The 7,098-nt window shown below is 68.0% G+C and carries 6 protein-coding genes; 3 read left to right on the top strand and 3 right to left on the bottom strand.

The annotated features are described in order from the left end of the window. Nucleotides 1-94 precede the first annotated feature (94 nt). The 3 genes from ettA to gcvA form a co-directional block, all read right to left on the bottom strand. A complete protein-coding gene (ettA, locus tag U5771_RS32765) occupies nt 95-1,762 on the bottom strand; it encodes an energy-dependent translational throttle protein EttA (RefSeq protein ID WP_322027778.1) in 1,668 nt (555 codons plus the stop codon). A gap of 189 nt (nt 1,763-1,951) precedes the next feature. Then, complete coding sequence (locus tag U5771_RS32760) at nt 1,952-2,260, bottom strand: DUF3761 domain-containing protein (RefSeq protein ID WP_322027777.1); 309 nt, start codon at nt 2,258-2,260, stop codon at nt 1,952-1,954. An 89-nt stretch (nt 2,261-2,349) separates the two neighbouring features. After that, nucleotides 2,350-3,267 (bottom strand): transcriptional regulator GcvA, encoded by a 918-nt coding sequence (gcvA, locus tag U5771_RS32755; RefSeq protein ID WP_322027776.1) that lies wholly within the window; start codon nt 3,265-3,267, stop codon nt 2,350-2,352. A gap of 193 nt (nt 3,268-3,460) precedes the next feature. Here gcvA and U5771_RS32750 point away from each other — a divergent pair, with 193 nt between their 5' ends. From U5771_RS32750 to gabP, 3 genes are all read left to right on the top strand, one after another. Further along, nucleotides 3,461-4,723 carry an MFS transporter gene (locus tag U5771_RS32750; RefSeq protein ID WP_322027775.1) on the top strand — a complete coding sequence of 421 codons (1,263 nt, stop codon included), beginning with the start codon at nt 3,461-3,463 and terminating at the stop codon, nt 4,721-4,723. A gap of 104 nt (nt 4,724-4,827) precedes the next feature. Then, a complete protein-coding gene (locus U5771_RS32745) occupies nt 4,828-5,172 on the top strand; it encodes an MmcQ/YjbR family DNA-binding protein (RefSeq protein ID WP_322027774.1) in 345 nt (114 codons plus the stop codon). A gap of 460 nt (nt 5,173-5,632) precedes the next feature. Further along, on the top strand, nt 5,633-7,024 hold the full coding sequence (gene gabP / locus U5771_RS32740; RefSeq protein WP_322027773.1) for a GABA permease: 1,392 nt from the start codon (nt 5,633-5,635) through the stop codon (nt 7,022-7,024). The last annotated feature ends 74 nt before the right edge of the window (nt 7,025-7,098 follow it).

Below are 7,098 nucleotides of genomic sequence, written 5' to 3'. Positions count from 1 at the left end.
GGCCATGCGCCCGCTTTTTCGTCGTGCCGGTCGGAAGCGGCCTTCGGCATCCGGCCCCGCGTTGCCGCGGCGCCGGGTGCGCGGGCCGCGCCGTTCAGCGGCTGATCGGCTTGTAGCGCAGGCGCTTCGGCTTCGCGGCTTCCTCGCCAAGGCGCGCACGCTTGTCGGCTTCGTATTCCTGGTAGTTGCCGTCGAAGAACGTGACCTGCGAATCGCCTTCGAACGCGAGGATGTGCGTCGCGATCCGGTCGAGGAACCAGCGATCGTGCGAGATCACCATCACCGAGCCCGCGAATTCGAGCAGCGCGTCTTCCAGCGCGCGCAGCGTTTCGACGTCGAGGTCGTTCGACGGTTCGTCGAGCAGCAGCACGTTGCCGCCGGAGATCAGCGTCTTCGCGAGGTGCAGGCGGCCGCGTTCGCCGCCGGACAGGTTGCCGACGATCTTCTGCTGGTCGCCGCCCTTGAAGTTGAAGCGGCCGATGTACGCACGCGACGGCGTTTCGTACTTGCCGACCGTCAGCACGTCAGCGCCGCCCGAGATTTCCTCGAACACCGTCTTCGCGCCGTCGAGCGCATCGCGGCTCTGGTCGACGTACGCGAGCTTCACGGTCGGGCCCATCACGACTTCGCCCGAATCCGGCTGTTCCTTGCCGGTCAGCATCCGGAACAGCGTCGACTTGCCGGCGCCGTTCGGGCCGATGATGCCGACGATCGCGCCGGCCGGGATCTTCAGGTTCAGGTTGTCGATCAGCAGGCGGTCGCCGAACGCCTTGCTGACGTTCTTGAACTCGATCACTTCATTGCCGAGGCGGTCGCCGACCGGAATGAAGATTTCCTGCGTTTCGTTGCGCTTCTGGTATTCCTGGCTGTTCAGCTCCTCGAAGCGCGCGATACGCGCCTTCGACTTCGCCTGGCGGCCCTTCGGGTTCTGGCGCACCCACTCCAGTTCCTTCTTGATCGCCTTCTGGCGCGCCGATTCCGACGCTTCTTCCTGCTTCAGGCGCTCTTCCTTCTGGTCGAGCCAGCTGCTGTAGTTGCCCTTCCACGGAATGCCGTGGCCGCGGTCGAGTTCGAGAATCCACTCGGCCGCGTTGTCGAGGAAGTAGCGATCGTGCGTGACGGCGACGACGGTGCCCGGGAAGCGCACCAGGAACTGCTCGAGCCAGTCGACGGATTCGGCGTCGAGGTGGTTGGTCGGTTCGTCGAGCAGCAGCATGTCCGGCTTCTCGAGCAACAGCTTGCACAGCGCGACGCGGCGCTTTTCACCGCCCGACAGGTGTTCGATCTTCGCGTCCCATGCCGGCAGGCGCAGCGCGTCGGCGGCCACTTCGAGCTGCTGCTCGGGGCTGCCGCCGTCGCTCGACGCGAGGATCGCTTCGTATTTCGCCTGCTCGGCCGCGAGCGCGTCGAAGTCGGCGTCCGGTTCCGCATAGGCGGCATAGATTTCTTCGAGCTTCTTGTTCGCCTGGAACAGGTCGCCGAGGCCTTCCTCGACGGCTTCGCGCACCGTCTTCGTCGGATCGAGCTGCGGTTCCTGCGGCAGGTAGCCGATGTTCAGGTTCGGCATCGGCGTCGCTTCGCCTTCGATGTCCTTGTCGACGCCCGCCATGATGCGGATCAGCGTCGACTTGCCCGAGCCGTTCAGGCCGAGCACGCCGATCTTCGCGCCGGGAAAGAACGACAGCGAGATGTCCTTCAGGATCTGGCGCTTGGGCGGCACGATCTTGCCGACCCGGTTCATCGTGAAAACGTATTGGGCCATTTGGGTGTGAAAGTCAGAAGTGGTTGAGACTGCCGCGCAGCGCGCGGGCGTGCGTGGCGTCGGGTGATTCGGTACGGAGCGTGCCGCGCGGGGCGCGGCGGTGTCGCCGCGGGTTGGCGGCGCGAGCGCGTATTGTACTTCGCCGCCGGCTGCCGCTGGCACCGCGCAGGCCATTCGGCCGACCCGCGTTCACAGCCAGGCGGCGACGCCGCCGTGCCCCGAGCAGGTGCCGCGCCGATGTCGGCTGAAGCTGTACGTGCCGTCGCGGCAGCGCGCGCTCGCGCCCTCGGGCACGCGGCCCGATTTCGAATGGGCCGGCGCATGGACGGTGTCGCCGTCGCGATTGCGGTACGTGTCGTGCCGGTCGAGGTCGGCTTCGCTGCCGTAGCCGGGCGACGCGCGATACGCGTGCGCCACGGGCGGCAGGGCGGCACACGCGACGAACAGCGCGGCCGACAAGGCGGCGATGCGCGTCGCGCGGCGGAGCAGGGCAGGCATGGTCTCTCTCCGGATGTCGTTATCGATCTCGGGCCGCATGTTAGCCGATCAGCTGAGGATCGTTGCCGCCGCCCCACGGTGCGGCAACCCTACGCCGCGCCGGTCATCGATGCCGCGCCGTCGTCCTGCGCGGCCTCGAGTATCCACCGGCGGAACGCGGCGACTTTCGCGCGTTCCGCATGATGCGGCGGATAGACGAGGTAGTACGCGAAGTCGTCGAGCCAGGCGACGTCGGCAAGCTGCACGAGCCGGCCGCTCGCGAGTTCGTTGCGCACCATCGCCGCCGGCAGCAGGCCGGCGCCCTGGCCGGCGAGGATCGCCTGCAGCAACAGGCCGGAATCGTCGAACGCGGGGCCGCGCGGCGGGCCGAAATCGTCGATCCGCTGCGTGTCGAACCAGATGTGCCAGCCCTTGCGCTCGGCGTCGTGCAGATGCGGCCATCCGGCCAGGTCGGCGGGCGTGGCCGGCATGCCCAGCCGCGCGACGAGTTGCGGCGCCGCAAGCGCGACGATCTCCACGGTCAGCAGCCGTTCGCTGCACAGCCCGATGTAGCGGCCGAGACCGTGGCGGATCGCGACGTCGACGCCGTCGCGCGAGAAATCGGCGAGCGCGTGGCTCGCGACGATCTGCAGGTCGACGTCCGGGCACGCGCCGCGGAACTGCGCGAGGCGCGGCACGAGCCACGCGGACGCGAAGAACGGCGTGACGCTCACCGTCAGCACGCCGCTGTCGGCGGTGCCCGACACACGCTGCGATGCGTCCGCGATCTGCCGGAACGCGTTGCGCACGGGCGGCAGGTAGTCGCGGCCCGCGGCGGTCAGCAGGATGCCGCGGTTCACGCGCTCGAACAGCTGCACGCCGAGATGGGTTTCGAGCGTGCGGATCATCTGGCTCACCGCGCCGGGCGTGACCGACAGCTCTTCCGCCGCGGATTTCACCGACAGGTGGCGGGCGGCCGCCTCGAACGCGCGCAGCGCGTTGAGGGGCGGCAGACGGGAACGGTTCATTCAGTTTTTCTAAAGCGAAAGGCCGACGAAATATCGTTTGAGGCGACGGGTGGGCGCGAGTACCGTTGTTGCACTGGATCGTTTCGTCGTGGCCGGGTTTGGCGCGGTCGATGCGATCAACATAGTTCATCTATATCCATGAGGCAATCCGGGCGCCGCGCGGCGTCCGGCGGAACCCGAGAGGAGCATCGTCATGAGCGGCCCGCGCGCATCGCGCGTCTTCTACGGCTGGTATGTGGTGGCGGCCGCGTTCGCCGTCACGTTCGTCGGCTTCGGCAGTGCGTACACGTTCAGCGCGTTCGTCGAATCGCTGCAGCGGGATTTCGCCGCCTCGCGCGGGCAGATCTCGCTCGTGTTCTCGCTGGCCGGCTTCCTGTACTTCGGCTTCGGCATCGTCAGCGGCCCGCTTGCCGATCGCTTCGGCTCCCGGCGGCTCGCCGTCACCGGCATGTTGCTCACGGCCGCGGGTCTCGCGGCGGCCGGTGCCGCGCATACACTGCTGCAGGTCTATGTCGCGTACGGGCTCGGAGTCGGCCTCGGCGTCGGCTGCGCATATGTGCCGGCCGTCGGCGCCGTGCAACGCTGGTTCGTGCGGCGGCGCGGGTTCGCGTCGGGGCTGGCGGTCGCGGGGGTCGGCGTCGGCACGCTCGTCATGCCGCCGCTCGCATCCGCGCTGATCACGCACGTCGGCTGGCGCGGCGCGTATGTCACGCTTGCGGCGATCGCGGTGGTGGTGGGCGCGGGCATGTCGCTGCTGATCGAGAACGACCCGCGCGGGCGCGGCTTGCTGCCTGACGGCGAGGCGGCGCGGGCGCCATCGGGCGACGGACAGCCCGGTGCCGCGTCATCGGTACCGGCCGGTGCGACCGTGCGCGAAGCCGTCACGTCGCGGCCGTTCGCGAGCCTCTACGCGGCGTGTCTCGTGTGCTCGTTCGGCGTCTTCGTGCCGTTCGTGCACCTCGTGCCGTATGCGCTCGATCATGGCGTCGCGCCATCGACGGCCGTGCTGCTGCTCGGCGCGATCGGCGTCGGCAGCACGGCTGGGCGCTTCTTCCTCGGCGGCCTCGCCGACCGCTTCGGCCGCCGCGCGTCGCTGCTCGCGATGTTCGCGGGCATGGCCGTCGCGCTCGTCGCCTGGGCCGGCGCAGGGAGCGTCGCGACGCTGGCCGCGTTCGCACTCGTGTTCGGCGTGTTCTACGGCGGCTGGGTCGCCGTGCTGCCGGCCGTCGTGATGGACTACTTCGGCGGCCGCAACGTGAGCGCGATCATCGGCGTGCTGTACACGAGCGTCGCGTTCGGCACGCTGATCGGGCCCGCTGCCGCCGGTTTCATCTACGACGCAGGCGGCGGCTATCTCATGCCGATCCTGGCGAGCGCGGCCGCCAATGCGATCGCGTTCGCGATCGTCGCCACGACTGGCCGCGCGCCGGTGGCGGCGCGCGCGGCCGGCCGCTAGCCCCGCGTCGCCGGGCGCTCGGCCGCACGCTGCCCGGCTAGGCGACATCCACGATTTCCGCTACGGTGTCCGGGACGTCGATCACCGACGGGCGGAGGCGCATCGTGACATTCGACGAAGTTCGGCGGATCGCGCTGGCATGGCGGGGTGTCGAGGAGGGCACGTCGTACGGCACGCCCGCACTCAAGGTGAAGGGCAAGATGCTCGCGCGCCTGCGCGAGGACGGCGACACACTCGTCGTGAAGGGCGTCGGCCCAGACGAGCGCGCGTGGCTGATCGAATCGGCACCCGACGTGTACTACGTGACCGACCACTATGCGGGCTGGCCGATCGTGCTGGTGCGCCTGTCGGCCGCGCATCCCGACGCCGTGAAAAACCTGCTTCTGCGAGAATGGCACGCGATCGTGCCGGCCAAATGGCGGGACGAAGGGCCGGGCGGTGCGAACTGAGCGGCGCCTGCGCGGCACGTGAACCGCTGAGACGGGCGCGTGCGCCGTGGTGCCGAGCGAACTTGCATCGCCGGCAATTGCCCGATCCGGCGGCGCGCAAGCGAACGCCGAACCGGACCAAGCGTTGCATCGATTCGCGTCGATGCAACAAGTGGTTCCATCGAAATTCTTCAATTGGTTCTTAGTGAAGAACCGTTTGATGCTTACACTCCTTCGCTTCGAAGGCGGCTGACCGACAGCCGACGGAAAGGGCGCACGCGATGCGCCGGCGCCCCCGTGTGCCGCATCGCATCCGCAGCTTCGCAGACTGCGTCGCGCACCGACCGGAACAGGCTCGATCCGGCTTCCTGCCCGCTTGCCGCACATGCGCGGCGGGCTGCCGGATTCAACAACGACAACTCCCCGCGCCGCCTTCACGCGACACCCGGTCGTACCGGAACCGTTTTTTGGAGAGAGACACATGAGTGGAAGCAAGACAGGACTCGGCACGGGTCTGAAGCAGCGTCACGTGACGATGATGTCGATTGCCGGCGTCATCGGCGCCGGCTTGTTCGTCGGCTCCGGCCACGCAATCGCGGAAGCCGGCCCGGCTTCGATCCTCGCGTATGCGATCGCGGGCGTCCTGGTCGTACTGGTGATGCGCATGCTCGGCGAGATGGCCGTCGCCCATCCGGACAGCGGTTCGTTCTCGACCTATGCCGATCGTGCGATCGGCCACTGGGCAGGCTTCTCCATCGGCTGGTTGTACTGGTGGTTCTGGGTGCTCGTGATCCCGATCGAGGCGACGGCCGCCGCGACGATTCTCAATGCGTGGTTCCCCGGCATCGCGACCTGGATCTTCGCGCTCGGCATCACGCTGCTGCTGACGATCACCAACCTCTTCTCGGTCAAGAACTACGGCGAATTCGAATTCTGGTTCGCGCTGATCAAGGTCGTCGCGATCGTCGTGTTCCTGTGCATCGGCGGTGCGGCGATCGTCGGCATCGTGCCTGCGCCGGCCGTATCGGGCGTGTCGAACCTGTTCGCGCACCAGGGCTTCATGCCGAACGGCGCCGGTGCGGTGCTCGCGGCGATGCTGACGACGATGTTCTCGTTCCTCGGCACCGAGATCGTGACGATCGCGGCCGCCGAGTCGGACAACCCGCAGCGCCAGATCGTGCGCGCGACGAATTCCGTCATCTGGCGTATCACGCTGTTCTATCTCGGCTCGATCCTCGTCGTCGCGGCCATCGTGCCGTGGAACGATCCGCTGCTGCCGAAGCACGGCTCGTATCAGCGCGCGATGGAGCTGATCGGCATTCCGAACGCGAAGGCGATCATCGACGTGATCGTGCTCGTGTCGGTCGCGAGCTGCCTGAACTCCGCGCTGTACACCGCATCGCGGATGCTGTTCTCGCTGTCCAAGCGCAAGGACGCGCCTGCGTTCCTGCACAGCACCGATTCGACCGGCACGCCGCGCGCGGCCGTGCTGGCATCGACCGCATTCGGTTTCCTGACCGTGATCGCGAACTACCTGATGCCGGAGCAGGTGTTCGGCTTCCTGCTGGCGACGTCGGGTGCGATCGCGCTGCTCGTGTATCTCGTGATCGCGATCTCGCAGCTGCGGATGCGCAAGACGCTCGAATCGAGCGGTGCCGACCTGACGCTGCGGATGTGGCTGTTCCCGTGGCTCACGTGGGCGGTGATCCTGTTCATCTGCGGCACGCTGACCGTGATGTTCGTCAGCGAGGAACACCGGATGGAAGTGGGTGCGACGGCCGTGCTCGCGCTGCTCGTGCTGTTCGCTTCGTGGCTGAACAAGCGCGGTCGCGATGCGCAAGCAGGGGCGGGGCGACGCGTCTCGGCGACGTGATCGTTCGAGCGGCCGGGCGCGGTAGCGCCTGACGACTCGGCCTGGAAGCAACGTGGCCCGACCGGCATTTGCCG

This window comes from Burkholderia sp. BCC1977, from assembly GCF_905339595.1.
Classification (GTDB): Bacteria; Pseudomonadota; Gammaproteobacteria; order Burkholderiales; family Burkholderiaceae; genus Burkholderia.
This window is presented reverse-complemented; position numbering and strand designations above follow the sequence as displayed.